Annotated in this window: 25 protein-coding genes; 9 read left to right on the plus strand and 16 right to left on the minus strand. The window is 64.1% G+C overall.

Translation table 11 applies throughout. The features are described from left to right. Nucleotides 1-26: 26 nt before the first annotated feature. The gene (locus tag AB7M16_RS12165) at nucleotides 27-1298 is read left to right on the plus strand and encodes a hypothetical protein (RefSeq protein ID WP_453944045.1); all 1272 of its coding nucleotides are present in this window, start codon (nucleotides 27-29) and stop codon (nucleotides 1296-1298) included. Nucleotides 1299-1309: 11 nt separating this feature from the next. On the opposite strand, the gene AB7M16_RS12170 is transcribed toward AB7M16_RS12165, so the two are convergent. Beyond that, nucleotides 1310-1936, minus strand: coding sequence for a transglutaminase-like cysteine peptidase (locus AB7M16_RS12170; protein ID WP_453944046.1), 627 nt, complete (start codon nucleotides 1934-1936; stop codon nucleotides 1310-1312). A 193-nt stretch (nucleotides 1937-2129) separates the two neighbouring features. Between AB7M16_RS12170 and AB7M16_RS12175 the strand changes: the two genes are divergently transcribed. Both AB7M16_RS12175 and AB7M16_RS12180 read left to right on the plus strand, forming a co-directional pair. After that, entirely contained in the window at nucleotides 2130-2867 is a 738-nt protein-coding gene (locus AB7M16_RS12175) for a metallophosphoesterase family protein (protein WP_172785745.1), read from the plus strand. Between the two features lie 23 nt (nucleotides 2868-2890). Next, on the plus strand, nucleotides 2891-3541 hold the full coding sequence (locus AB7M16_RS12180; RefSeq protein ID WP_453944047.1) for a hypothetical protein: 651 nt from the start codon (nucleotides 2891-2893) through the stop codon (nucleotides 3539-3541). Between the two features lies 1 nt (nucleotide 3542). On the opposite strand, the gene AB7M16_RS12185 is transcribed toward AB7M16_RS12180, so the two are convergent. Beyond that, complete coding sequence (locus tag AB7M16_RS12185) at nucleotides 3543-3920, minus strand: hypothetical protein (RefSeq protein ID WP_453944048.1); 378 nt, start codon at nucleotides 3918-3920, stop codon at nucleotides 3543-3545. Between the two features lie 426 nt (nucleotides 3921-4346). Between AB7M16_RS12185 and AB7M16_RS12190 the strand changes: the two genes are divergently transcribed. Further along, complete coding sequence (locus tag AB7M16_RS12190) at nucleotides 4347-4724, plus strand: hypothetical protein (protein ID WP_439364463.1); 378 nt, start codon at nucleotides 4347-4349, stop codon at nucleotides 4722-4724. A 33-nt stretch (nucleotides 4725-4757) separates the two neighbouring features. Here the strand turns inward: AB7M16_RS12190 and AB7M16_RS12195 are convergent, their stop codons facing one another. Further along, nucleotides 4758-4997, minus strand: coding sequence for a hypothetical protein (locus AB7M16_RS12195; protein ID WP_172785741.1), 240 nt, complete (start codon nucleotides 4995-4997; stop codon nucleotides 4758-4760). Between the two features lie 505 nt (nucleotides 4998-5502). On the opposite strand from AB7M16_RS12195, the gene AB7M16_RS12200 reads away from it, so the two are divergent. Then, a complete protein-coding gene (locus AB7M16_RS12200; RefSeq protein ID WP_453944049.1) occupies nucleotides 5503-6675 on the plus strand; it encodes a hypothetical protein in 1173 nt (390 codons plus the stop codon). A 15-nt stretch (nucleotides 6676-6690) separates the two neighbouring features. Here the strand turns inward: AB7M16_RS12200 and AB7M16_RS12205 are convergent, their stop codons facing one another. The 4 genes from AB7M16_RS12205 to AB7M16_RS12220 form a co-directional block, all read right to left on the minus strand. Then, the gene (locus AB7M16_RS12205) at nucleotides 6691-6969 is read right to left on the minus strand and encodes a hypothetical protein (RefSeq protein ID WP_257187486.1); all 279 of its coding nucleotides are present in this window, start codon (nucleotides 6967-6969) and stop codon (nucleotides 6691-6693) included. A 276-nt stretch (nucleotides 6970-7245) separates the two neighbouring features. Further along, nucleotides 7246-7662 carry a hypothetical protein gene (locus AB7M16_RS12210; RefSeq protein WP_172785739.1) on the minus strand — a complete coding sequence of 139 codons (417 nt, stop codon included), beginning with the start codon at nucleotides 7660-7662 and terminating at the stop codon, nucleotides 7246-7248. Between the two features lie 41 nt (nucleotides 7663-7703). Beyond that, nucleotides 7704-7994: a hypothetical protein gene (locus tag AB7M16_RS12215; protein WP_453944050.1), complete on the minus strand. Its 291-nt coding sequence runs from the start codon at nucleotides 7992-7994 to the stop codon at nucleotides 7704-7706. 315 nt (nucleotides 7995-8309) lie between these two features. Continuing rightward, nucleotides 8310-8471: a hypothetical protein gene (locus AB7M16_RS12220; protein WP_172785737.1), complete on the minus strand. Its 162-nt coding sequence runs from the start codon at nucleotides 8469-8471 to the stop codon at nucleotides 8310-8312. A gap of 565 nt (nucleotides 8472-9036) precedes the next feature. Between AB7M16_RS12220 and AB7M16_RS12225 the strand changes: the two genes are divergently transcribed. The 4 genes from AB7M16_RS12225 to AB7M16_RS12240 all read left to right on the plus strand — a co-directional run bounded on the left by AB7M16_RS12225 (nucleotide 9037) and on the right by AB7M16_RS12240 (nucleotide 12381). Beyond that, entirely contained in the window at nucleotides 9037-9210 is a 174-nt protein-coding gene (locus AB7M16_RS12225; protein ID WP_271502031.1) for a hypothetical protein, read from the plus strand. Between the two features lie 275 nt (nucleotides 9211-9485). Then, complete coding sequence (locus tag AB7M16_RS12230) at nucleotides 9486-9632, plus strand: hypothetical protein (protein ID WP_453944051.1); 147 nt, start codon at nucleotides 9486-9488, stop codon at nucleotides 9630-9632. Nucleotides 9633-10324: 692 nt separating this feature from the next. After that, nucleotides 10325-11917 carry an EAL domain-containing protein gene (locus AB7M16_RS12235; protein ID WP_453944052.1) on the plus strand — a complete coding sequence of 531 codons (1593 nt, stop codon included), beginning with the start codon at nucleotides 10325-10327 and terminating at the stop codon, nucleotides 11915-11917. Between the two features lie 98 nt (nucleotides 11918-12015). Further along, nucleotides 12016-12381 (plus strand): VanZ family protein, encoded by a 366-nt coding sequence (locus AB7M16_RS12240; RefSeq protein WP_172785734.1) that lies wholly within the window; start codon nucleotides 12016-12018, stop codon nucleotides 12379-12381. 45 nt (nucleotides 12382-12426) lie between these two features. Here the strand turns inward: AB7M16_RS12240 and AB7M16_RS12245 are convergent, their stop codons facing one another. The 9 genes from AB7M16_RS12245 to AB7M16_RS12285 form a co-directional block, all read right to left on the minus strand. Continuing rightward, entirely contained in the window at nucleotides 12427-12873 is a 447-nt protein-coding gene (locus AB7M16_RS12245; protein WP_172785733.1) for a CHRD domain-containing protein, read from the minus strand. Nucleotides 12874-13007: 134 nt separating this feature from the next. Next, nucleotides 13008-13292, minus strand: a complete 285-nt coding sequence (locus AB7M16_RS12250) for a hypothetical protein (protein WP_172785732.1) — start codon at nucleotides 13290-13292, stop codon at nucleotides 13008-13010. Between the two features lie 154 nt (nucleotides 13293-13446). Then, the gene (locus AB7M16_RS12255; RefSeq protein ID WP_172785731.1) at nucleotides 13447-13890 is read right to left on the minus strand and encodes a hypothetical protein; all 444 of its coding nucleotides are present in this window, start codon (nucleotides 13888-13890) and stop codon (nucleotides 13447-13449) included. Nucleotides 13891-14042: 152 nt separating this feature from the next. Then, the gene (locus AB7M16_RS12260) at nucleotides 14043-15770 is read right to left on the minus strand and encodes a chemotaxis protein (RefSeq protein WP_453944053.1); all 1728 of its coding nucleotides are present in this window, start codon (nucleotides 15768-15770) and stop codon (nucleotides 14043-14045) included. Nucleotides 15771-15775: 5 nt separating this feature from the next. Beyond that, the gene (locus tag AB7M16_RS12265; RefSeq protein ID WP_260380464.1) at nucleotides 15776-16867 is read right to left on the minus strand and encodes a protein-glutamate methylesterase/protein-glutamine glutaminase; all 1092 of its coding nucleotides are present in this window, start codon (nucleotides 16865-16867) and stop codon (nucleotides 15776-15778) included. A gap of 16 nt (nucleotides 16868-16883) precedes the next feature. Then, entirely contained in the window at nucleotides 16884-17735 is an 852-nt protein-coding gene (locus AB7M16_RS12270; RefSeq protein WP_453944054.1) for a CheR family methyltransferase, read from the minus strand. A 134-nt stretch (nucleotides 17736-17869) separates the two neighbouring features. Beyond that, nucleotides 17870-19684, minus strand: coding sequence for a methyl-accepting chemotaxis protein (locus AB7M16_RS12275; RefSeq protein WP_453944055.1), 1815 nt, complete (start codon nucleotides 19682-19684; stop codon nucleotides 17870-17872). A gap of 60 nt (nucleotides 19685-19744) precedes the next feature. Further along, entirely contained in the window at nucleotides 19745-20233 is a 489-nt protein-coding gene (locus tag AB7M16_RS12280; RefSeq protein WP_100231558.1) for a chemotaxis protein CheW, read from the minus strand. 66 nt (nucleotides 20234-20299) lie between these two features. Then, complete coding sequence (locus AB7M16_RS12285; protein ID WP_172785726.1) at nucleotides 20300-21997, minus strand: methyl-accepting chemotaxis protein; 1698 nt, start codon at nucleotides 21995-21997, stop codon at nucleotides 20300-20302. Between the last annotated feature and the right edge of the window lie 13 nt (nucleotides 21998-22010).

Raw genomic sequence — 22010 nt, forward strand, 5'->3', positions numbered from 1 at the left:
TTTCAGGATTCCTTCGAGCGCGCCGTTTGTCCCTCGCTTATTTTGCCCTCATCGTCTCCGTCGTTTCCGCTTCCGCTCTCGACATCGCCGGCGCCACGTTCGGGGCGCAGCTCGGGACGCTGGCCGCAGCGCTAGGCTTGCTGGCGGCCGCCTTCAGCGCGCGAAAGGCCGACTACGAGCATTATGTCCGTGCCACCTCCTGGGGCCGCTGGATCCTGGTGGCCATTCCGCTGTGCATCGCGGCCCAGCTTGCTCCGCTTCCGCTGCGCTTTGCTCATCCGATCTGGACCAGCGCCCACGAGGTGATCGGTGGCCTCTCGCTCGGACCGATCACGGCCGATATCGGCCTGACGGTGAATGCGCTGCTGCTGGCGCTTGCCGCAATCTCGTTGCTCGGCGTCGCGATCCTGGTTGTCCGCAACCGCATCCGTGCCGAGCTCGTTCTGTTCGTGCTGAGCGGGGTCACCGCGATCTCCGCCTTGATGTTGGACCTACATCGGCTCTCGCCGGCGCTTGCTGCAACCGTCCCCCATGACCTCACGACGAGCCTGGCCGGGCTCGGCCTCATGCTCAATCTGGCAGTGATGCAGCTCGCCGCCGAACGGGCGGAGACGCATCATTCGGTCGTTCGCTCGGTCGCGATCGGACTTTGCGGTCTCGTCGGAGCCTTGGTCAGTGCCGCTGCGATCTTCGGGTTATCAGGGACGAACAGCGCGATCGCAGCGGCCTTTGGCGTCGTGCTGATCCTGCTGATTCTCGTCATCCGCAGACTGGATCTGTCGCCATTGGCCGCGAGCGCGTTGTCGATAGCAGCTCTGGCCGGCGCGGCGATCGTGCTGACCTTCCTGTTCGAGAAGAGCTCCGGACCGATCCTCCTGCGGCTCGTCCCGGAGATGGGGGCCGAAACGAAGGCCGCGTTCGAGCGGATGTTGGCCGACACACGATGGTTCGGCGCCGGTGCCGGGACTTTTGCTGCGGTGGGCAGGATCTATCAGAGCGATGCCAGCGCCGTCCTGACCACGCCCTCGGCGGCCATTTCCGTGTTCGCAGGGATGGGGTGGGTCGGCTTGATCGCCATGATCGCGGTGAGCCTATTGGCTTTGGTTCGCCTGTTCTTCGGCGCCCTGCAGCGCGGACGCGACTCGTTCTTTCCCGCTTCGGCCGCGGCCTGCGTCCTCTTCGCACTGGTTCAGAGCTTTGCAGGTCCCGGATTGCTGCACCCGGCAGCAATCCTCTGTCTTGCGGTGATCGTGGGCCTCGGACTGTCGCAGAGCGTCAGCCAATCCGGATCACGATAGAGCGCGGTTGATTAGACCGCGCGGTCGCCGAGCGAGGCCCAGTAGGTCGGGTTCTTGGGCGACTGGATGCGGACCCAGCGATAGGGCTTCTTCGACCACGGCGTGATGTGGCCGGAGAGATTGTCCAGCACGAGATCGCCGGAGAAGGTGCGCACCACGACGACGAGATGATGCTCGCCCCAGGTGGTGACGACCTCGCTCAGCAGAACCGAGCGCGCCGGAAAGCCCTTGGCGATCAAATCGTGGCGTTTTGTCACGGCATAGTCGTTGCAGTCGCCGCTTGCCGGATGCAGCAGCCATTTTTCGCCGCGCAGGCCTTCCAGGTTGGGCTCGGGACGGATCGCGGCATTGACCCGCTGGTTGACCTCTTGCATTTGCGCGACGCGCTCGGCGGTGAGCTTCAGGCGGCCGCCGCGGAACACGATCTGCTGCGGCCGCGGCTTGCACTCGTCCTTGTACTTCAGGCAAAACAGCGTGAACGCCATCGGCGCCAGCGTCGGCTGGTCGAACTTGATGTACTGGATCGCGCCGCGCAGCCCCAGGGGCGCGCCGACAAAGGCGGCTTCCGCGCTCCGCTGCATCCCCGCAGCGACGACGATGGCGGCGACGGCCGCCAGGAACTTTGCAATTTTGCGCATCTCGCGCTCCCCGTTCTTGTTGGGGAGACGCTACGCGAGACCTCTTGAAATACGGCTCAAAGGCCGCGCAGTGCTTTAATCAAAATGCGGGCGCCTCGGTCAGGGACAATTAAGAATACCGATGCGTGACTTGTTCTGCTAAGAGCGGTCACGACGTTCCGCTCGTGACGCTGGATGCGATTCGACCGACCTGATGGGCCTTTCCTCACGCTTTCGCAAGAAGACCAAGCCGCGGCTCCCCGACGGCGTTCGCGTCTATGCGATCGGCGACGTGCATGGCCGCGCCGACTTGCTTCAATCGCTGTTAACCGTGATCGACGCCGACTTGGCCCGCTCGGCCCCCCAACGCGCCATTCAGGTCTTTCTCGGCGACTTTGTCGACCGCGGCCCGGACTCGCGCGGCGTTCTTGATCTCTTGATCGAACGCTCGAAGTCGCACGAGACCGTGTGTCTGAAGGGCAATCACGAGGTCTTCCTGCTCGAGGTGCTCAAGGACCCCGCCCGCCTGCAGGAGTGGCGCCACTATGGCGGCCTCCTGACCCTGGTCTCCTACGGCGTCACGCCGACCATGAATCCGTCCGCGGAACAGCAGGTCGAGCTGATCGAAGGACTGAGGCGCGCGATCCCGCCCGAGCACCTCGCCTTCCTGCAGCAATTGCCCTCGTCCTTTACCTGCGGCGACTTCTTCTTCGTCCATGCCGGCGTCAAGCCTGGCGTCGCGCTCGATCGGCAGAAGGATGAGGACCTGCTCTGGATCCGCGAGGAATTCCTGGCATCCGAGGAGCGGTTCGGCAAATACATCGTTCACGGTCACACGCCGGTCAGCGCGCCCGATATCCGACCGAACCGCATCAACATCGACACCGGCGCGTATGCGACCGGCAACTTGACGCTGTTGACGATCCAAGGCGATAGTCTTCTCGCAATTTGAAAGCTTGGGCCGCAACTTCGGTGATGACGCTTCGCGCCATTGGTATCCTGACCGCGATCGCGCTGGCGCTCCACGCCGGCATGACGTTCTATGGCGATCTGGTACGGCCGGACTTTCGCGCCCGCGACTTGTTCTCGGGCGAGATTCCGCCGGACAAGACCAAGCTTAAGGCCGCAGGTAGCCTGGCGTCTTTCTCGTGGGATGGCGACCTCCTGGCAAATTATGCAGCGGCGATGGCCGCCGACGTTCTGCACCGTCCGTCGACCGACGCAAGCGGAAGGGCCAGCGAGAGCAAGGCGGTCCAAGCCGCTGTCGTCGTGGCCTTGAAAGTCTCGCCGATCAGGCCGGCGCTCTGGCTCACGCTCGGCACGCTCCAGGCCCAGGCCGGCGAAGCGGTCACGCCCGCGGTGAAGATGTCCTATCTGACCGGGTCGGTGCCGATCGATGTTGCCTTCTCACGCGTCCGCACCGTGACTTCGAGCGCCGCTGCAACCGACGAGGAGATCAAGCTGCTGGCGCAATCCGACATCCGGTCGGCGCTGGCCAACCGCTCGCGTTACGAGCCGCTGCTGATCGCGGCCTATGTGCAGGCAACTCCGCAAGGCAAGTCGCTGCTGCTGGAGACGACCAAAGTGACAGATCCCAAATTCAACGAGATCTTGCGGCGGTACTAACTCAGGGCGCCGATTTCGGGGTGACCGGCACGAAATGCTGATCGCGGCGCGGCTGGTCGGATCGCCCCTGGTACACGAACATGCCCTTCTTGGTGGCGACGATGTCGCCTCGCTGCAGGCTGTCGTCGCGAAGCAGGCGTTCGGTCGCGACGAGGTCCGGATCTTCCGGAATCGGCTTGTAGAGCTCCGGATGATCGCGCCGGTCGCGCGCGACCTCCTTGGCACGGCGCCGCGCATCCTCGATGCGCTGCCGCCATTCGCCGCGCGAGACTTCCGGCTCGCTCGACGGAAGATAGTCGTTGATGGACGGCTCCGGCTCGGTCTGGGCACGGCATGACAGCGGTGAGGCATAGAGAGCCAATCCGACCGCAACCGCCATGGCCGCCCGAACCGGCGCGCGCGCCAGTGTCCGGCGGTCTGACAGGGACTTGCAGCGAAGGGAGCGCACTCCGATGACTCCAAAGCGGGCCGAGCGGCAGCCAGAGGGCGCCGCGACTTCAGCCGATACGGACGCCAATTGCAACATTTTCGGAACGCCGCGGCCGTCCCATCAAAAAAGCGAAAAAACAACCCCATGCACAGTAGCCGACCCCAGCCAAATCAATGGGTTACGAATTTCCCGAAATCCGACTTGGTCCGTCGGGCAAAACGGGGGTAGGATGGCATGATCTGGAGAGAGGCCGACCGATAATCGGCCTATTTGCGATCAGCCTCGGATGAGCGCCTCAAAGACAATAACTCGGTCCCAAGGCCTCGTTAGGTCATCGCTGCTAGACTTCGGCATTCGCTGATGGAGTTGCCGTGCATGCATGCAGGACCGGTATTGCTGTTGAGTGTTACCGTTGCGATGTCCGCCATGCCTGCCCTTACGGCTCACGCCAGTCCCGCCTGCGTCAAGGAGCGTACACCGTTTGAATTGTCGCAAGACACCGTGAAATGGACGATGTCGATCGCGCCTGGAGCCGACTGCATCCAGGGACTGCGTTGGTCGTACATGCAAATCTTCAAGGTATCGGTCGTGAGCGGGCCATCACGGGGGCAATTGGCGGTGGTCGGGTCCGGCTTCCGCTATTCGGCAGAAGCCGGGGCACGCGGCAGCGACAATTTCACGCTGCTGATCTCGGGCAAGAACCGTCACGCTCCGGGGACATCGACCCTGGAGGTCGAGGTCAATCCGCAATAGCCCGCTCCGCCTCGTGGCGGATGTTCAGCGCGACTAACGGCGGCTCGACCCGCTGCCCCGGGTTCTATTCCCGTAATAGGGACGGGCGTATCCGCCCCTCGTCACAGGCGGCTCGATCCGGCTGGGAATATTCGGCGTCGCGTTGGGCGGCGCGGGCTGCGACGGGTTGACGATGATCACGTTGCGATTGGGGCTCGAGGGGTCATTGACGCCCTGGGCCCAGGCGCCGGCAGGCACCACAAGCGCGAGTGTGATCAAGACTAAGCGTTTCATGCCAGATCTCCCGAGCAAGAACGTCAGGGAGGCGAACACCGTTCCTTCACGGCGGCATCACGGTTCCTTGCGCGACCTCATCGACGCACGGCAATCAGCTTGCCATCTCTCCAGACACCTTGCGCCGCCTTTCCGGTGGGAAGGCTCCCCACGTTCCGGACGGCGGTAGGTCGAGAGGCAGCCTGAGTGGTCTGCTTCTTTTTCTCAGGTGTCGTCACGATGCTGGAGCTCGTGGTGTTGGCCTGGTCCTTGGTCCCTTGTGCCGAAGCAGACTGAACCAGAAAGGCCGAAAACATGATTGCTGTCAAAATGCCGCGCATGGTCACACACCGGATGAAGGAGCTGGTCGAAATGTCACAGGTTTCTGCCCAAAAGCAAGCTCTACGAGACGATCGCACAGGACCTTTGCGGGGCCGGAGCATCAGCGCGTTTCACCGCGACCAACGGGGTCCGGGGTGAAAAAGCCTAGCGGAACGGCACTATCCGGGCTAGTTGATCGGTCTTGATGACCGAGACCGGCGACACCGCAGCCAACGCCTCGCAGGCGCAAGAGATCAAGGCCGGACTCGTCCGCCTGTTATCGGAGCGGATCCGCGAAGTCTCGGGCGACCCCAGGCAGATGCGGGATGTCGTCTACGAGCTGGCTCGCGTCAAGCTTCTGGAACAATTCACCCACGCCGATGCGCGGGAAGCGCGAGAGCTCCAGCAAGTCCTCGAACGCGCCATCCGGGAGGTCGAACGGTCCTTTGAGCGAAGCGGAATATCTTCACCGCCAAAGGCTGCCGCAGTTTCCGCGGCGAATTCTCCGCTGGTCGACGTCCCTGTTCCTCCGCCCATTCCGACGGCTCCCGAGACGCCGGGCCATCCTGCCGCACCGCCACGTTCGCTTGACCAGCCCAAACGGAGCAGAGCCTTCAATTCGCTGGTGCGATTGAGCGCCATCCTGCTGCTGATCGCCGGGGCCGGCACCGCGATCGTCTATTGGCCACGGCTGAAGACCCAACTGAGCGCATTGTCGCAGGTGGCGCCGCTCTCCGAGCGCACGCCTGGAAGTCCCGAGCCTCAACCGACCGCGACCCCGACTCCCGCGGCGGGCGAGACCCCGGAACGGACGCCGGAGAGCCCGGCGCCGGCGGCCCACCCCTCGATGCCTTTGCCGACGACGTTCGGCGTCTACGCCTTGAGCGAGGGCCAGCTCCATGAGCTGAAGCCGGTACCCGGAAAGATTCCGGACCGGCGCGTCGCGATCTCGGCCGCCATCAACACGCCGAGCGTGACCACAGTGCCGGACGGTGATGTCAAATTCATCGTGTTCAGGCCCGATGGGGGTGTCGAGGCCGGCGGAACCGAAGTTCGGGTGATCGCGAAAGTCTCCCGCGCCATGGGCGTCGATGCGACCGGGAAAGCGGCCATGGTCAGCGCCGGCGATTCCTGGGTCATCCGCAGCATGTCCTACCCCTACAAGGTAGGACCGATCGACGACCAGTCGAGAATGCTGTTGCTGCAACCGGAGCAGGACGGCTTCACGCTCGCGCCCGGCCGCTACATCGTCTTGGTCAAGGGCATGGGCTACGACTTCACGGTTGCGGGGACGATCACCGATCCCAACCAATGCGTCGAGCGCATCAATGCGATCAACGGCGCGTTCTATTCGCCCTGCCCGCCGCCGCGACGATAACGCAGCCTTCCCGTTTTACTTGGCCGGCTTGTTGTCCTTTGGCGCATCCGCCGGCATGTCGTCGACCTTGCCGTTGTTGGCGACGCATTTCCGGAAGTACTCGCGCTGGTCCTTGCCCGTTCCCTTGGTGCTCCCCGCTGCGGGGTTGCCTATTTGTCTGGGCGGAAAGGCCTTGGCCACCGCCGCATCGCATGCCCGCGCCACTTCGACGGTAATGGCCGAGGCCGTCGCCGGCACCGCCAGGGTCAAAGCGCATGCCAGCCCAACCAATGTCCGCAAATTCTTGACCGGCACCTCGTCGCTCCTTCAGTCGGTGAATGCTTGCCGAACCATACCAAAAAGGAACGAGGCGCCAAACGGCAAAGCGGTGCCGAATTGTCATGCGTTTGCCCTGCGTGGCCGGCAGGGCTGTGCACCATCTCCGAGCGCGCGCCTCATCCTTCGAGACGGCGCTAACGCGCCTCCTCAGGATGAGGCCGATCGGCGACGGTGCCCGTTGAAACTGTCGCTGCCGCGCGCTCCGTCCTCATCCTGAGGAGCCCGCTGAAAGCGGGCGTCTCGGACGCGCTCCTAGCTGTTGAGCTGCGGCGGCTTGAAATCCGGAAAGCGCGTGAGCATTGCGGTCTTGACGAACTTCAAGTGAGCAATGGTGCTCGCCAATTCCTTGAGCCGGCGCTGGCCGTTCGAGATGTCGGCCGCGAAGAGATCCTGATGATAATTATCGAGCGCCTCCCGCTCGAGATATTCATCGGTGCCGTTTCCGAAGGTCACGGAAGCACGCGCAAGGGCATCGTCGACACGCCGGTTGAGCCCGGCCTGCTCCCTCTCCGCCTCCTGCAAGGCGGTTTCGATCGCCGCCAAAACAGCTCCGATCCGCACGCGGTCGGTCTCCGCATCGCGCTCGGCCGAGCGGGCCTTGAAGGTTTTGTCCTCGCGGCGGGAGCCGAGGAGATTATGTGCGCGCGCTCTCAGGAACAGCTGAAACATCCGGGCCATCCCACATACGAGATCCAGGCGGGTACCATCGGTCAGACGTAGTTAACAAATCCTGAATCCGGCGCCCGTCCGGTCTGGCTTTGTGCGATCCATGCCCGCCAAGCTCCCTCGTGCCTGGCATAGAGCTCGAGCCAGCGGACTTCGCCGTCCGCAGCGGCGCCTACCCGTGCGCGGACCTCGGATGTGAATGGTCCTGTCTCGTTCGATGCGAGGTCCAGTGCTTCGAACTCCGCCGTCTCCTCCGGAGACAGGCCGATCAGCACACGATGCCCTTGGGCGTCGACGAAATATCTGCGCGGCGCGTTGTGCCTTGGATCAGTCATGCGCAGGGCCCTCATTCATGATCCATGGCCCTGGGCGATCCTTCAGCCGCCGCTCAAAGCTACGAACAAACGCGATCAAAACGAGGACGCAGGTCGCGCCCAGCAACGCAATCAAATACGCCATTCACGCCCACCTATGCGAGCCGCGAAAATATGGAGGCGGCTAAAGTAAAGTCTCGCCATGAATTGCTACGTTCTAGGTTGCCTTTCCGAAGCTCTCAAGAACCGCATCACATTAACCTAACTGCGCATGGTTATCCGACCGGGCCGCACGGCGAGATCAGCTTGCGCTCACATCCGCCCATGGTCGAGCCACTACGATGGATGCTCGCTCTGCTTGGCGCCCATCGCTGCCGGCGTGTAGGGCGCATAGAGACGATATCGTGCCGACCGCTTGCGGGAGCGCCATGCCCGCACGCCATAGCCGCAGCAAAAGCCGGCTGCAAAGATCGAAATCAAAACCAGAATTGCAAACATTTGTTATGTTCCCAATGATCGGAACGCTCCTCCCGGCTCATTTCAACGTGATGTTGTGACGACTTCAAGATCATCGGCGCTGAAAGTTTTGTCAGAGGAACATGAAGTTTGTGCAACGTGATGCTTGAAGTTTGGTCGTTGCAAGAACCACGAGCCCCAGGGGATGACGAAATCTCTCATCGTTCGAGGGCGATATCCAGCCCACGATGTTAACCCGTGTTCACTGCGGCAGCAGCCTCGAACGAAACGGTGGAATGCGCGGTACTCGGGGCATGCCGCGATCTGCAGAACAGGCACTGACACCTCGTCAAGGGCATCTGGCTGCCATCGCGAAGCCAGTGCCGACATAGCATCCGTTGTTCTACGGAGCGTCATGCGGCAACTTCATCGCGGTAAGGTTGAGAGGTTAGCTTAACCCGCGTTGTTTGTTGCGAACTCTCAGCGATTGCTTATCCATCTCTCACCGGGCTCCCCCAAGCTCGGCCCCACCCAAGCAAAGCCGTCGAGCGAACATGGGTCCGCTTGGCGGCTTTGTCGTTGTGTCGACGAGAGGATCATTTCGGTTATGGCGCGCAGGCCCTGGTCGTTCAAGGAAGATCGCCGGCTCATGGAGCTGGCCAAGTCTGCAGCCTCGCTGGAGCAGGCAGCAAAAGCTCTCGGGCGCTCGCCTGATGCGGTCAAGCGCATGGCGTTGCGGCTTGGTCTTTCGTTGAAGTCGAAGGCGGCTAAGAAGAGCTGATCGTAGCAGTGCAGCGGCGCTCGCCTCGGCTTCGTGGCCGGCCGCTGCAGTGAACGTCCAGTGATGTCGCCGATGAGACAACGGGCCGTCATGGAGGCCAAAGCGCAAAAGCGGCTTCGCAAATTCCTGCGCTGAGCTTTCTTCAGCCCGCCGGCCAAGACAGAACTTTCGGACTTTCGGTGGAGCGTCAGGCAGCGCGGCACAGCCGTCGCCGCGGTGGGAGGAACCAAATCAACCTTGGGATGTTGGTCCGGCTCTCACAGCGAGGTCTGGCAGTGCTCCACTTTGCCATTTCCGCAATCTTGGTCTGGCTGGCGCTCAACATCGCCTTCGTGGTGCTCCGGCTGCGGGCCGCCTGCGAGTCCGCAACGCCCCGCATCGACAGGCCCAGCCGCCCCTATCCCCAGGGCTATCGCATTTGAGAGTTTTTCCCTGCGGCCATCCTTCGAGACGCCCGCTTGAGGCGGGCTCCTCAGGATGAGGTCGGAGTGCGCGGCAGCAGTTTCAACGGGCACTGACCTGATTAGCCTCATCCTGAGGAGGCGCGTCAGCGCCGTCTCGAAGGACGAGGCGTGCGCGCAGACCGCCGCCACAAGTCATATGCGGTAGCCCTGCTCCTATCCCCTGGGTCGTTCCCGTCCGCCATCGTCTCGGACAGTGAGGGTCGATTGAGCGGTTGCCTGCGGTGCCCCGCCCAGCCGCCGCAACCTAATTCTGCGTCCGCTTCTGGGACCCCATCCCGGGACTGGTTCCGTAGCTGGGCGTCCCCGTTCCCTTGAAGGCTCCGCCCATCGTATCCGATCCGGAGTTGGTGCCCGTGCCGCTGCGGGTCGCGGACGTGGGCTGAGTACCCGATGGCTGGTCCTTGGTTCCTTGCGCCGAGGCCACGGAGCTTCCGATTGTCAACGCCACGACGAGGCTTAACGTCCTGATCATACTGCTCAACTTTCCCTGCTTGTTTCTAGCCCTGAGCCGCCTGACCATTGGCCAGGGCATTGCGCGGCCGCCCGTTCGGGCTGGTCCCTCCGTTAAACCCTATCTTAGCCCCCGCTGGCTAGGATCAATCTCCAAGCCTGCTCGTATTTTCGCCTTGCCCTAATTCGCCTGAAACCGGATGAGATTACTGCGACCAAGCCTTCCGTTTGCGGCGCTCGTGCTTGCGAGCATGTTGGCGTTTGGGCTGGCGGGCCATTTCGCCGCGGAGGCCGTCATCCGCCATCAACAGGCGCATCAGCTCAACGAGCTGACCGAGGTCGTTCTGCGCCGATCGGAGCTTGCCGTCGATTTTGCCGCGGGCAGCCTGGACGAACTCGCGCGGCGCAATTTCGCCAGCTGCGAGCCGGCGGCGCTGCAAGCCATCCGTCTGCACGTCTACCAGCGCTCGGCGATCAAGGACGTCCGCCTGGTCAAGCCGAACGGCTCGGTGATCTGCTCGGCCTATTCCGAGACGCTCGAATTCGACAAGGGATGGGTGGACCGCCGCGACATGCTGCCTTCGCGCGACAAGACGCTTTCGCTGTTCCGCGTCGAGCAGTTCGGCGGCGACGCCTTGGGCGTGCTCAGGGACGTCGATGGCAGCTCCGCTCTGGTCGCCATTGTCGGCATCAATGCCAGCCTGTTCGATATCATGCCGGCCGAGCTGCGCGCGCACAGCCAGGTGATCCTCGCCTTGAGCAATGGCGAGAAGCTCGGCGAATTCCAGACCGACGCCGGCAAGTCTCTGCCGGCGCCGATCAGCTTCGAGCGGACGTCCGCTCGGCTGCCGCTTCATGTCACGATCCAGCTCGAGCACGCGGTGCTGTCGAGCTGGAATAACGAGGCCTATTGGCCTACGCTCGCAGTGGCCCTCGGACTTGGCGCGATCTTCGGTATCCTGCTGGCACGCAGCCGTCGCATGGAGGGGCCAGTCGCCGATCTCGACCGGGCGCTGACGGCCGGCGAATTCAAGCCATATTACCAACCCATCTTCGACCTCCGGACCGGTCGGATCAAGGGTTGCGAGATTCTGGTTCGCTGGCTGCGCCGCGATGGCTCGGTCGTCCCGCCGATGAATTTCATTCCGCTCGCCGAATCCAGCGGACGCATCCAGGCGATGACCTGGCAGATCCTGGGATCGGCGCTCACCGAGCTCAGGCCATTGCTCAGGGCCGACAAGAATTTCAAGCTGTCGCTGAACGTCGTGCCCAAGCACCTCCTGAGTGCGGGCTTCGTCGAAACGCTGCGGCGCACGGTTCTGACCGCACGCATCTCCGCGCGCCAGATCGTGGTCGAGATCACCGAGCGCGACGAATTGGATGATCTCGCGCGCGCCGCTTCGGTCGTGGCCGAGCTGCGGGACCGCGGCTTCCGCGTCGCCATCGACGACGTCGGCGTCGGCCATAGCGGACTGTCGCGGCTGAAGGGCCTCGGCGCCGATACGATCAAGATCGACAAGTTCTTCGTGGACACGATCACGGTGGACGCATCGACGACCACGATCGTAGAAATGCTGGTGGCGCTCGCGAAAGACCTCAATATGAGCGTGGTCGCGGAAGGCATCGAGACCGAGGAGCAGCTACGCGCATTGCTCGCCTCCGGCGTCGAGGAAGGCCAAGGCTATCTGGTTGCGCCACCCCTGCCCGCCGCCAAATTCAATGAGCTCCTCGAGTCGCGCCGGGTTGCGCAGTCGGGCGCGGCGACATCCGGTACGACGGCTTTGGTGGCCTGACTGGCCGGCGCTCATAGCCGCCGAGGCTTTAACGATACTTTCTAACGATATTTTCCGCTTTCAAACCGGAGCGGCGAGCAAGCTTGTATGTTGGAGCCATGCGCAGGAGCCACCTCATAACAGCCGCGAGCATCTGTCTGGCGCTGATCGTCTATGCCACGCTGGCGAAGCTGTCGGGACGGCCCGCGCTGTTGGGGCACCACGAGGCCTATTGGGTCGTCGTGATCGAGCGCTTCAGCGCCTATGGCCTGCTCGGCTTCCTGCTGTCGTTCCTGCTGCCGGGACGGTTCAGCCTGGCATGCTCGCTCGTCATCGCGGTCGCCATGGGGCTGGAGCTGATGCAAGCGTTCATACCCGACCGCGATCCAGGCTTTCTCGACGTGCTGCAGAAGGCGGCAGGAGGCACCGTGGGCGTCATGCTCGCACAGATGATCCTGGCGTTCCTGCCCAGACCACCGTCCTGAAGCGGCGAGCCTTTGCCTCCGCGGAATGACCGGGCGCCACGCTCCTCACTTCATCATCTGACCGCGCAACTCACCGCCTGGGTTCGCGGCGGTGTGAATGTTCGCGTACCATTTTCCGCCCAACAGATCTGCCGCCTGCGCGTCGGTGAGGGTGGCGCTGCCTTGGATCGGGCTTTGCGCCGTCTTGAACGGCAGAGCGATGCCGGCATTCTTTCCGGCCTCGCCGGGGCCGTGAAAATGCGCTCCCATCGCCGGTCCCGTCAGCCCGGTAAAGGTGACGACGTAGGTCAGGACCTTCGTTTCAGTGTCGTAGCTCGCCTCCGCCTTGCCCGATCCGGTCGAGCTGTTCGGCGGCACCTCGTTGCTTCCCTTGAGTTCCGCTTGCAGCTTCACGACCTCCGCACCGGCCGTTCCGCTCGTCGCGCTGACGCCTCCGACCAGCGCCAGCGCTCCCAACAGTGCCACGGACCGTCGACACACGGCTTTGCTCATGCACTTCCTCCTGCGGATTCTGCTCGTCCCGCGATGAAAACACCGAGGACTGCCGGACATTCCACACAGAGCTTATGCTGATTCGGGACAACGCTTGCGGGAATTAGACCTTCGCAGGCGCGTCACGCGTCGGCTCAAGCCGCCCCGCGCCTCGTGTGACGCCCGGAGGGAACCAGGAGCTCGGCCATCTGGCGGTGGGTGTCGTGCAGCGCTTCAATGGCGCAGTCGAGATCGAAATCCGCCTCGCGAACCGACGCGAAGAACTTGGCCGTCAGTGCCAGATCGAGCTTGACGCGCGTTGCGCCGTCGCGGCTCTTGCGACGATCGAGCGACAGATGGATGGCGCGGTTCCGGGCTTCCGTTGCACCGCAGCCGCAAAGCGCGCCGAGCTCGTCATATGTCATCCAGATTTGAGGCATGTTCTTCCACCACACTCGATCGATCGCGGACTGGATAGCTCTCGCTTCTAAAGGCAGAGTTGCTGCAGCGCGAATTCGAGACAACAACGTCAATGCGATGCTAACCGGGCGGCAGGCGCGAATGGAATTGCGCGGAATTGTTGCCGATCCGGTTTTACTTCGGCGAACCCGTCGTGAACCGATGCCGCGGCCGTGAACGGCTGTCGAGCCTCTTGGGCAGCTTGTCGGCTTTGAGCTTGACGACCGCGCCCCGGGCGTCGGGAGCCGGCGCCTCTTCCTGGCTGTAGATCAACGTTACTTCGAAGCTCACGTCGGGCGCTTCGCGGGCCGTTCCCGAGCAGGTCGCCATCGCACCACTATAGACGCCGGAGAGCTCGACCTCGACCTCGTCGAGCCCGAACACGGTCGGCGGCCCGTCGGCATGTCGCCGCGTGGTCAGGACGGCCGTGAAATGCCGGTCGTCCTCGAACTGATAGGAGCCGCCATAGTTGAAGAAGCTGTCGCTGCCCGAGATTCGTCCCTGGGCCAGATGCACGATACCCGTGCCTTGCGCGTGCGCGGTTCTGAACCACGCCGCGTATTTGCCCTCTTTCAGCATGGAAACATCCACCCGTGATTTCCATGCGTATTTGCAACGAAGCTCGAGGCGCGACAATGACCGACACGGCGAGCATTCCGCCACGGTTAATGCCCTGCAAAACCAATCCGTCAATTGCTGCAGGGCGCCGCGAGGTGGTGCCCGCAGCACCGTCAAAACAATTCGATGCCGTCGTCGGCAGCCTCGACAGCCTCGGCCCGGCATGCGGTGGCAACCGAGGTCAGCCCGAGCGTCTGCAGGAACTGGCGGTGGACGTCCCGCTCGCGCTCCATCGTGTAGCGCGCAAACAGCGCATCGAGCATCGCTTCGTCCTGCGCTTGCGGCCGCGGCTTCTGGCCGCCCGCGCTCGCGGTCTCGAGCCGCGCAGCGACCGCGGGCAACGCCGCGGAACCTTCGCCGAGCGTGCTCATCAGGCCTTGCGCCGAATTCATCAGCCGCTCGAATTCCGCACCTTCATCGACGAGCCGGCTCATCAGCTTGCCGAGCCGTTCATTGCCGGCCTCGACCTCGCGCAGCGCCTGGAGAATCTGCGGCTCGAGCTGAGTGAGCCGGGTGGGATCGCCCTGCACGCGGAGCTGCTTCAGCTCCCTCGCCGAGCGCTCGATACCGTCGAGCACGGGCCTCAAGCGTCCCGCGCCCAGCGAGACCTGGTCGGAGGTGGCCTTCAGCTCGTTGGCGATGACGACGAAGGCGCTGCCGCGGCTGCCGAGATGGCTGGCCTTGAGGCCCGCATTCATGCCGATCAGCGTGATGTCGACGGTCGCCTCGGCGAGCCCGGCGATCGCCTGGCGAAATTTGGTCAGCGTGTCCTCGACGATCGCGAGCGCCTCGTCGACCGAGCGGCCGGCGCCTTCGCAGGTCGTAATCAGCGTCGAGGCGTGCGCCAGCGTCTGCTTGATGCGCGCCAGGAACGAGGACGCGCCGCCGTCCTCGCCGCCGAACAGCGTGCGGCCATGACCGACGACACTGCCCGCATCGTGCAGGATGGCGGTCAGCGCGCGAACGATCTGGCCGATGTCGCCGCCGAACTCGCGCTGGGCATCCCTGAGCTGGGCCGCCTGCAATTGACAGATCGTGCGCGCGCCGTCCTCGCTCGCGACAGGTTCGGGAACGAGGCTCGGGGCGGGCCCCGAAGCGAGGCTGAGGCCGTGAGCGACATGCTCCAGGCGCTGGCGCGTGCTGTCGCCGGCCTGCAAGGAGATGATCGCGCTGCCGACCGCCTCGGCGATCTTCCTGGTGCTGGCGCTCGCGAGATCGGCGAGATGGCTGCTGTTGCTGCGCTGATCGCGCAATCCGGCATAGGCGGAGCCGAGCTCGGCGCTCTCCGCCGCCAGTTGATTGCGGTAACGGCCCTCGAACTCCTTCTGCCGGCCGGATGCGGTGGCGACCGCCTCGGACAGCCGCTGCTGATCGCGCGCGCAGCCCTCGATCGCGCCCTGCACCGCCTTGCCGAGATCGTAAGCCTCCTGCGTGAAGGCGAGGAAGCCCTCGCGATCGCCGTCGAGCGAAGCCGCCTCGATCCGCGCGCTGCGGGCGATGATGGTGATCATCTGGATGTGCTTGAACAGCGGCTTGAGCAAAGCAGACGCCTCCGCCGTGCTCTTGCCGATGGTCTCGAGCAGGGCGGTCTCGGCCGGCAGCGCCTGCGCCAGCTCGCTGAGCCGCGCAGCGATCTCCTGCAGCGCCGTCGCGGCGCCCTCGATCTCTGCGCCGGAGAGCTCGGCGGAAAGCGCCGCGAGACCCTGGTTCAGCTCCTTGAAGATGAGATGGCCGCGTCCGAGCTCGTGGCCGACGCGCGCGAACACGTCCTCGATGCGCGAGGAGACGCCCTCGATCCCTGCGATCGCCTCGGTGAACGTATTGGCTGGAATGAGCGACATTGCCGTCAGCCTGCCACCGCGGGATGTCCGGCCTGGTACCAGAGCATGATCTCGCGCGGGATCTGGTGCAGCGAAACGATCTTCTCGACACCGCCATGGGCGATGGCTTCCTTGGGCATGCCGAACACCACGGAGCTGTCTTCATCCTGCGCGCGCGTCGCGGCGCCGAGCTTCTTCATCTCCAGCATGCCGCGCGCGCCGTCATCGCCCATGCCGGTCATGATGACGCCGAGCGCGTTGGCGCCGGCATGCTGGGCGGCGGAGCGGAATAGCACGTCGACGGAAGGGCGATGCCGCGACACCGGCGGGCCGTCCTTGATCGCGATCTGGTAGCGCAGGCCGATGCGCTGCAGCAGCATGTGCCGCGCGCCGGGTGCGATATAGGCCCAGCCCGGCAGCACCGGCTCTCCGTCCTCGGCCTCCTTGACCCTGATCTGGCAGATGCCGTCGAGACGCCTGGCAAAGGCGGCGGTAAAGCCCGCAGGCATGTGCTGGACGATGAGAAGCGGCGGGCAATGCGGCGGCAGCATCTCGAGGACGTCGTTGAGCGCTTCGGTGCCGCCGGTCGATGCGCCGATGCACACGATGCGTTCCGTGGTCGGCCGCACCCTGCCCTGCACCGGCGGCGGGATGATGGCATCGGCGGTCAGCTTCTTCTCGATGGCGCGGCGCTCCGCCCGTGGACGCACCCGGGCGCGCGCGGCCGACTTCACGGCCTCGCGCAGCCGCGTCGAGCATTCGAGCAGCGCCTGCCGCGTGTCGATCTTCGGCTTCGGCACGATGTCGACGGCACCGGCCTCGAACGCCTCGAACATCACGTTCGAGCCTTCTTCCGTCAGCGAGGAGCAGATGATCACCGGGATCGGATGCTGCGCCATGATCTTGCGCAGGAAGGTCAGGCCGTCCATGCGCGGCATTTCGAGATCGAGGATGATGACGTCGGGCAGCTCCTTCTCGAGCCGCCTGGCTGCAACGAACGGGTCGGACGCCGTCGCCATCACCTCGATTTCGGGATCTTCGGACAGGATCGTCAGCAGGATTTGGCGCACCGACGCCGAATCGTCCACGATCAGCACGCGAACTTTCTCCCTCGGCATTGTCGTTGCGCTCCGCCTAGACCTGGAAGATGGTTGGCTGAACCTGCTTCAGCCCGGGCACCGCACTGTGAATCATCGACTCCGAATGCCCGACCAGCAGATAGCCGCCCGGACGCAAATGGCCGCACAATTGCTCGACCACCTTGCGCTGGGTCTCGCGCTCGAAATAGATCAGGACGTTGCGGCAGAAGATGATGTCGACGTCACGATCGACGGGATAGGACTTGTCCATGAGGTTCATCCTCATGAAGTGCGTCACGCGCCGCAGCTCGGGTATGATCCGCACTTCGCCGCGCGATTTGTCGCGCGAGGACGAGAAATAGCGTTTCACGAACGGCTCCGGCACCGGCGCGAGCACGTCGCGGGTGTAGATCGCCGTCCTGGCGAGGCGTAGCACCGCCGTCGAGATGTCGGTGCCGAGGATGCGATACTGGAAGCGCGAGCCGTTCCGCGTCATGTCGTCCAGCACCATCGCGGTGGTGTAGGCCTCCATGCCGGTGGAGCTCGCCGAGCTCCAGATCTTCAGGTTGGCATCCTTGCGTCCATGCGATCTGAGCAAAGCGGGGACCGCGACCCTCATGAACGTGAAGTGCTGCGGCTCGCGGAAGAAGTCGGTCTTGTTGGTCGTCACCACATCGATGAGATGGGTCAGCTCGGTCTCGAAATGATCAACCTCGAACAGGTTGTCGACATATTCATTGAGGCCGGAGAAGTTCAGCGCACGCACGCGCTTGTGCAGCCGCCCCTCCAGCATCAGCCGCTTGCCCTGCGGCAACTTGATGCCGACCTGGCTCTCGATCAATTCGGCGATGGTCCGGAAATGGCGGTCGGACAGATGCACGGCCGTATCCTGCAGGGCGGGCATCATGGCCACACGCTCCGGTCCAGGATGACCGCCTGCACTGAATGTGGGGCCATCCTGGCCATCTTGAATCCTACACGTCTACGCAATGACTGAAGATGGATCGGCCCCAAATTGGGAGGCCGATCCCACAAAGACAATCAGCGCTGGAAATCGGCGTCCCGGTCGTCTTCGCCGTCGTTCATGTCGAAAGCAAAGCCGCCGCCGCCGGCGACCTTCAGCGTGCGGGCCGGCTTGGCCTGCGGCTTCTTGGCCGGACGCTCGGCCGCCGCCATGGTGGCTGCCATGGTGGCTGACTTGGCGCGCAGCTGGTTGACCGCGCGGTCGATCGGCGCGGCCGCCTGGCTCTTTGCGCCCTGCTCGATGCGGAAATAGGCGATGGTCGACTGCAGCTGCTCGGCCTGCGAGGCGAGCTCCTCCGAGGTCGAGGACACCTGCTCGGATGCGCTGGCGTTCTGCTGGCCGACCTTGTCGAGCTGCTGGATCGCCTGGTTGATCTGGGCCGAACCGACGTCCTGCTCGCGGCAGGCCGCGGTGATCTCCTCGACCAGCTCGGCCGTCTTCTTGATGTCGGGAACGAGCTTCGCCAGCATCGCGCCGGCCTCCTGCGCGACCTTCACCGTATCGGCCGAGAGCGTGCCGATCTCGGCCGCGGCCGCCTGGCTGCGTTCGGCGAGCTTGCGCACTTCGGAGGCGACCACTGCAAAGCCCTTGCCGTGCTCGCCGGCACGCGCGGCTTCGACCGCCGCGTTGAGCGCGAGCAGGTCGGTCTGGCGCGCGATCTCCTGCACGATCGTGATCTTCTCGGCGATGGTCTGCATCGCGTTGACCGCGCGGCCCACGGCGGCGCCGGAGGCTTCCGCGTCCTTGGCGGACTGCGCGGCGATCTTCTCGGTCTGGTTGGCGTTGTCCGCGTTCTGCTTCACGTTGGAGGCCATCTCCTCCATCGAGGAGGAGGCCTCCTCGGCGGACGAGGCCTGCTCGGTCGCACCCTGCGACAGCTGCTCGGCGCTGGCGGAGAGCTCCTGGCTGCCGGCGGAGACGTTCTGCGCCGCGGTCAGCGCTTCCGACACGATCTGCCGGAGCTTCTCGACCATGCGCTCGAGCGCGAGACCCAGCGTGTCCTTGTCCGACAGCGGCTTGGCTTCGACCATGAGATTGCCTTTTGCGATCTCGTTGGCGACCGCCGCCGTGGCATTCAGGTTCACCGTCATCGCATTCAGCGACTTGATGAGGTCGCCGATCTCGTCATTGCTGGAGGACTCGATCTTGCGGCTGAGATCGCCGATCGCAACTGCATCGGCAAGCCCGACGGCCTGCCCCAGCGAGCGGCTGATATTGAGCGCGATCCAGGTCGCGGCAACGGCAGCGATCACGAGCGAGGCGAGAACCAGGCTCATCAGTATGATCTCCGCGCGGGAGCCATCCTGCCTGGCCTGCTCGGCCTGGTCCGCCATGTTCTTCTTGACGTTCAGGATGTAAGCGTTGGCCGCGTCCAGCGCGTCCGCGACAACCTTGCGGCCGTCATGCATCGAACGATCCATCGCCTTGGCCTTGTCGGTCCTGGCCAGCTTGACCGTCTCATCCTGATAGGCATTCATCTTGGAATACGCAGCAGAGAAGCCGTCGATCAGCTTCTTGCCGTTTTCCGAGGCCGCGGCGTGGATTTCCTCCTTGAGCTTCAGCAGCTGCTCACGGGTCTTGGCGAGGTCCGCGACGAACTGGTCATATTCGGCGTCCGAAGCCAGGATGGAGTTCTTCTCGGCGCGAAGCTGAAAGAGGATACCCTCCTTGAGCCCGGAGGCCTTCTCCATGCGGCCCGCGCGGCTCACCAGACTTTCGGTGGTGCCGACCATGTCGGCCAGCTTCATGTAACCGACCGCGCCGGCGATGATGGATAACAGGATGACGACGCCGAACGCGCTGGCAAGCTTGGCTTTGACGGTGAATCTCATGTCAGTCTCGTTGGTTCGAATTGGGGTGCTTACGCTTGACCACGCTTCACTCTCGCAAACTCAGGCGGCGCGCGGCGCGTCCGCACCGGCGTCGCGCCCTTCCGGAATCTTGTCGTTCGCCATCAGCTTGGCGAGGTCGAAGATGACGACGAACTTCTCGCCCTTGCGGCCGATGCCGGCGGCATAATCGGATTGCCATTTGCCGCCGACCTCGGGGATGGGCTCGATCGCCTGCTCGTCGATGTCGGTGACCTCGAATACGCAATCGGCGACGAAGCCGACGCCGACCAGGCGGTCCTTCATCGGCACGTCGAGGATGATGATGCGGGTGGCTTCGGTGGCCGGCACGCTCGGCAGGCCGAGCTTGGTCCGGAGGTCGACGATCGGATAGCCGCTGCCGCGCACGTCGATCATGCCGAGCAGGAAGTTCGGGGCGTGCGGAAGCCGCGAGATCGGCCGCATGTCGAGGATCTCACGGACATTGCGGATGCTGATGCCGAACGTCTCGCCGGCGAGCCCGAGCGTCAGATATTGCGAGGTTGCGGCCATGATGGAGTCCAGGGATCCGGAGGTTGGCAAATGAATGCGGTCCGGCGTAAGAGCCGGACCGGCTGATCAGCGTTGGAACTCGGCGTCGCGCTCGTCCTCGCCGTCATGCATGTCGAAGGCGAAGCCGCCGCCACCGGCGACCTTCATCGCACGGGCCGGCTTGCGAACGGGGGCCGGCTTCCTGGTGCCGCGATCCGCCGCCGCCATGTGCGCGGCTTTGGCCCGCAGCTGGCTGACAGCGCGGTCGATCGGCGCGGGCGAAGCAGCTTCCTCCCGCCCGGCATGCTCGATGCGGAAGAACGAGATGGTGGACTGGAGCTGCTCGGCTTGCGAAGCGAGCTCCTCGGAGGTCGAGGATACCTGCTCGGAGGCGCTGGCGTTCTGCTGACCGACCTTGTCGAGCTGCTGGATCGCCTGATTGATCTGGGCCGAGCCGACGTCCTGCTCGCGGCAGGCCGCGGTGATCTCCTGCACCAGCTCCGCGGTCTTCTTGATGTCGGGCACGAGCTTGGACAGCATTTGTCCCGCCTCCTGCGCGACCTTCACGCTCTCGCTCGACAGCGTGCCGATCTCGGCGGCCGCGGCCTGGCTGCGCTCGGCAAGCTTGCGCACCTCGGAGGCGACGACGGCAAAGCCCTTGCCGTGCTCGCCGGCGCGCGCGGCCTCGACAGCGGCGTTGAGCGCGAGCAAATCGGTCTGCCGCGCAATCTCCTGCACGATCGTGATCTTCTCCGCGATCGTCTGCATGGCCTCGACCGCGCGGCTCACCGCAGCGCCGCTGGCTTCCGCGTCCTTCGCCGACTGACCCGCAATCTTCTCGGTCTGGTTGGCATTGTCGGCGTTTTGCTTGACGTTGGACGCCATCTCCTCCATCGAGGACGACGCCTCTTCCGCCGAGGAGGCCTGCTCGGTCGCGCCCTGCGATAGCTGCTCGGCGCTTGCCGAGAGCTCCTGGCTGCCGGCGGAGACGTTCTGCGCGGCTGTGAGCGCCTCGGAGACGATCTGCCGAAGCTTCTCGACCATGAGGTTGAGCGATTTGACGAGATCTCCGATTTCGTCGTTGCTGCCGGTGTTGATGGTCTGGCTCAGATCTCCCGCCGCGACCGCGCCGGCGAGACCAACCGCGCGGCCAAGCCCGCGGGCGATGCTGACGGAGATCCAGACTGCCGCGATGATGCCGATCGCGAGCGAGCCGAGAACGAATGCGATCAGCATGAACTGCGCTCTGCTGCTCTCCTCGCGGGCATGGGCCGTCTGCTCGTCCATCGCCGTCTTCACGTAAGCGATATAGGCCTCGGCAGCCTCCATCGATTCCCCAACGGCGCTGCGGACGGACGTCATCGACAGCTCCGTCGCCTTGACCTTGTCGGTCTTCGCAACCTTGAGCGTGTCGTCTTCCACCACGTTCATGCGGGCGTAGGCGGTGCCGAACCGTTCCAGAAGCTTCTTTCCTTCCGGCGTCGCCACCGCGTAAATCTCGTCCTTCGTCTTGAGGACACCACTGCGCAGCTTGGCGATCTCCGCGAGGAACCTCTCGGATTCCGACTCGGGCACAAGGATCGCGTTCTTTTCCGCGCGGACCTGGAACAGGATGCCTTTTTCAAGGTCGGCGGCATGCGCTATTCGTGAAGCACGCGAGACCAGCCCCTCTGCGGCGACGATCATGTCGTTGAGCTTCACGTACGCAACGCCGCCTGCGGCCATGGACAGCACCAGGACGACGCCAAACGCGCTTGCAAGCTTAGCCTTGACCGTAAATCGCATGTGCAGCCCCTCA

This window comes from Bradyrhizobium sp. USDA 372, from assembly GCF_053629095.1.